General features: G+C 39.8%; 4 protein-coding genes and 1 pseudogene. 1 reads left to right on the forward strand and 4 read right to left on the reverse strand.

Features of this window, described 5'->3' with window-relative positions; translation table 11 throughout:
- From STRDD11_RS11745 to STRDD11_RS11760, 4 genes are all read right to left on the reverse strand, one after another.
- The coding region (locus STRDD11_RS11745; protein WP_241209451.1) for a YkgJ family cysteine cluster protein at positions 1-349 on the reverse strand (349 nt) is incomplete at its 3' end.
- 146 nt (positions 350-495) lie between these two features.
- The gene (locus STRDD11_RS11750) at positions 496-1,134 is read right to left on the reverse strand and encodes a hypothetical protein (RefSeq protein ID WP_128837445.1); all 639 of its coding nucleotides are present in this window, start codon (positions 1,132-1,134) and stop codon (positions 496-498) included.
- A 279-nt stretch (positions 1,135-1,413) separates the two neighbouring features.
- A complete protein-coding gene (gene pnuC / locus STRDD11_RS11755) occupies positions 1,414-2,205 on the reverse strand; it encodes a nicotinamide riboside transporter PnuC (protein WP_128837446.1) in 792 nt (263 codons plus the stop codon).
- A 225-nt stretch (positions 2,206-2,430) separates the two neighbouring features.
- Positions 2,431-2,649: a hypothetical protein gene (locus STRDD11_RS11760; RefSeq protein WP_128837447.1), complete on the reverse strand. Its 219-nt coding sequence runs from the start codon at positions 2,647-2,649 to the stop codon at positions 2,431-2,433.
- Between the two features lie 918 nt (positions 2,650-3,567).
- Between STRDD11_RS11760 and STRDD11_RS13920 the strand changes: the two are divergent.
- Positions 3,568-3,791 (forward strand): annotated as a pseudogene (locus STRDD11_RS13920) (hypothetical protein); the annotation flags it as partial.

Here is a 3,791-nt window from a genome sequence, read left to right on the forward strand (position 1 = left end):
AAATTGAGCAGAGATTGTCTCCACCTAAAAAAGGACAAGGCATGGCCTTGAAGACCTTGTCACCGTCTTCGTCCACCTGCAGAAATTCCTCTTCAAAAGCCGGCAGCTTCATCTTGAAATACTTGGCAATACGGACAATATCGGCTTCCTTAAAGTCTGGTCCTAAAGTCTTACAGCAATTGGCACAAGCTGTACAGTCAATCTCCTCAAAGACCTCATCATGTATTTGCTGGGCAATCTTATCGAGGTTTTTTGGGGGCTTTTTCTTCAGGCTGGCTAAAAATTTTCGATGGTCTTTCTGCTTTTGAAGAGCTAGTTGGTGGTATTTTTCAAGGTCAATCTCAGACATTTTTTCTACTTTCTTTGCGGGAATACTTCATTATACTACAAACGGTATGAGAAACCTATAAAGAAAGAGGCAGGAATCAGTTTCCCGCCTCTGTAAAATGGGAGTATCCGATTGATGGACCGGAAATCAAAGCCTCACTCCAAGGACTAAATACTGCTGCCTCCGTCCTTGCTCAGACTCCAAGTATCTTCCACATAGGCCACCAGCTCAGAAAGGGTATCTTCGTCTCCCTCGACCGTAATCATATAGATTTTCTCCCCTTTTTTGAAAATCCAAGTCGCCGCCTGCTGGCCTGATTTAAAGTTGACATTGACCTGATAGGAGTCAATACCGGCTACTGTCGTCTTGGCTCCCCAGTAGTCATCCACATCCTTACGGCCGTCCCAGTTGCTGGCTACACGGTTGGCAAGGGTTTCGGGTGTGAAATCTTCGCCTGCACTGATATTGGCTTTTTCTCTGGTATAGGCATTCAGAGTGACGATATTGTAATTTGAACCATCTGAATACTGGATGCTATCGCCAGCATTTGCATCAGTGAACTTAATCCAGTTGTCCGGAATATCAATGTAACCGTAATCATCCGAACCAATACGCTGTGTAGCGATAGAGCTTGAAACATCACTGTCATCGTCAAAGCCTGAACTGCTGTCATCGTCTCCAATAGAGATACTCCTTGAAGATTCACCTGACGAAGGAGGCGGGAGGACAGTTCGGATTAAACTGCAGGAAGTCAGCAAGAGTCCCGCCAGCAAGGTCATGGCGAAAAGAAAACCTTTCTTTATCATGGAAAAACTCCTTTCTGCAAAGTCATTTGATAAGGATAAGCATATTATACCATATTTATTTACTTCCCAAAAATTTTTACTGCCCCGTCTGAAAAGAAAAGGCGGTGGGACAGTCTCCCATGATGGCTCCCCCCTCACCCACAAAAGGGAGTATCTTTGATAAGATACCGTATAAAATTTTTAAAAATTTAGTTCCATTCACTCTTTTGTTTCTAAGTTCAGGCTAAAAACGTCGCCCATACTTTAGCAATGTTGCTGGGTGTTTTAATGTTTTTGAGGCTAGGCTTTTTTAGCAGCTTTATTCCACTGGTACCATCCGACCAAGCTGTTAATCAGATAAATCAGATATTTCCCCTGAATCTGAAGACTTTCGCCCCACCAGAGGTAGATGGAAAAGATATTCGTCGCTGCCCAGAAAATCCACTGCTCACGGTAAACAGCCGTCATCAGGATTTGCCCTACTCCATTTGTCGCATCCGTAATCGAATCACGATAAGGACGATTGGCCCCCACAGACTGATAAATCAAGCCAAAAGCCAGCCACCAAAGCACACTGATCGACAGATACTTTGTCCATCCCTTGGCATCCAGCTTACGAGCAACAAATTCCTGCTTTTCTTTCTTGAACTGTCCTTGGTAAATCCACACCAAGAGACCAATCGGCTGCATGGCAGTAAAGTAAAGAGTCGTCAGCACCTCACCATAGAAGCCTTTCTGCAAAGCCAAAATCAGGTAAATCACAGAGTTAATCAGGCCAAAGAGATAATTGCTGGCCCGCCCTTCTGAAACGAAAATCACGCAGATAATCCCTGTCAGGCTGCAAATCATGCCCGTCCAGTCTACGATACGGTGCTCATATATCAGCTCCAGCCAGAGCGGAAAGCTCCCTAGAATCAAGAGATAGAGCCACTGGCCTAGGCTACGGTGGGCAAAAAGATCATCCCAAATCAGCTTCCAAGTACCAGAAAAGCCGAGCTTTCTCATACTAGTCACCATCCGTTGATAGCCACCAGACATTTCAGAAAGCGTCAGCTTGATGTTCGCGATTTTCTTTTGGATATAGGTATTCATTTTTTCTCCTTTTGTTTTTTAAGAGCCGTGTCAAATTTGACTTACGGATGCAACGCTCTATTACTTTTCGAACACGCACAAGATTCGTCTTATGAGTATTCACGTTTTATCATATGCTAATTTCTGAAAATGTCAAGGAAAAGCCAAAAAATCCTCCCTAACGTTCGGATTTTAAGAAAAGACCTACAAGTTTTGAACCGCACCCCAAAAGTTAGACAGAAAAATCTAACTTTTGGGGTGCGGTTCACACTCAGGGTCTTCTATTTTTCTTACTAGAAATAGAGGAGTCCCCCATTCGATAATAGAGTTTTTATAATGATATTTTTTTAAAATAACTAAATCAAAGTCTGCAGTTAGAAAGTACTTAACCCCTAAATAATCAAGACTACAAATCTTGTCTCCTTTTTGTAAATTCTCATTCTCAAAACAAAATAAATCATTCATGATTCCAACGATATCAGAAGTTATTAAAAATGTACCTACTAATTTTAGCTCATATAAATTCGAGCATACATTATTCTCAATAGTACATGTGTCAAGAATTGATTCATATTCTCCCTAAAAAAACCTTTTGGCTACAATTAAACTCCTTTTTTTTAAAACAAGTAGCCCGCACCCGAAATACTCACTAATAATCCATATTCAGAGTCACTCATTAACAGAACTATTTTAGAGAATGCGGCTTCAACAGAATCAAGACCAGCCGCAAGAATAAATAAAGAAGAAACTAAAAAGTAAGTAATAATAATTAGTTTATTTTGACTAACAAATTTTTTAAGAATCTCAATCCCTGAAATACTTCAGAGAAATATGATGTTGAAACTTGCGTAGCATCGATAAGATTTTCAAAGTGCGGTAACATTAAGATAAATACACCACAAAAAAGTAATAGAACAGAATTAGTAGCAATAGCAAATAGTGGACTTCCAAGCGATACCAAAATACCTGCAAGTGCGGGACCGATTAAAAATCCACCCGATGAGACTATGCTATTCCATGCGTTAAACCTCTTCAATTTCTTTTTTGGAACTAATAACACAATATATCCCAACGAAATTGGTTCATAAAGGGAACGACAGACTTGAAGAAAAAATACGAGAAAAGAAATGAACGTTATATTTTGCTTTATTAATAACAATCCAACCAAAATTGAACTTACAACATTGAGACTAAATAGCCAGTTTTTCTTATTAAATCTATCAATATATGTACCAAAAATGATATTTGTAATGATATCAGCAATGGGGCGTATGACATATAATAAACAAGGGAGTCAAAGCTGATTATGTTCTCTTTGATTCTTGGTTTTCTAGTCCCAAAATGTTTACCTCTATTCGTCAACTCAATCTCCATGTCATTGCTATGGTCAAGAAAACTTCAAAAATCTACTACAATTACCAAGGAGAACGTCTATCCGTCAAGCAATTGTATAAGAAATATCCGAAATGTCGCGGGCGTGCTAAATATTTACTGAGCCTTATCGTAACAACGACTTATGACAAGGAGGAAATCCCAGTAAAAAACTGGTTTTTGTACGCAATCGTAATAAAAGAAACGACTATCTCGTTCTTGCCAGCACCGATACA

The sequence above is a fragment of the Streptococcus sp. DD11 genome, from assembly GCF_001578865.1.
Classification (GTDB): domain Bacteria; phylum Bacillota; class Bacilli; order Lactobacillales; family Streptococcaceae; genus Streptococcus; species Streptococcus panodentis.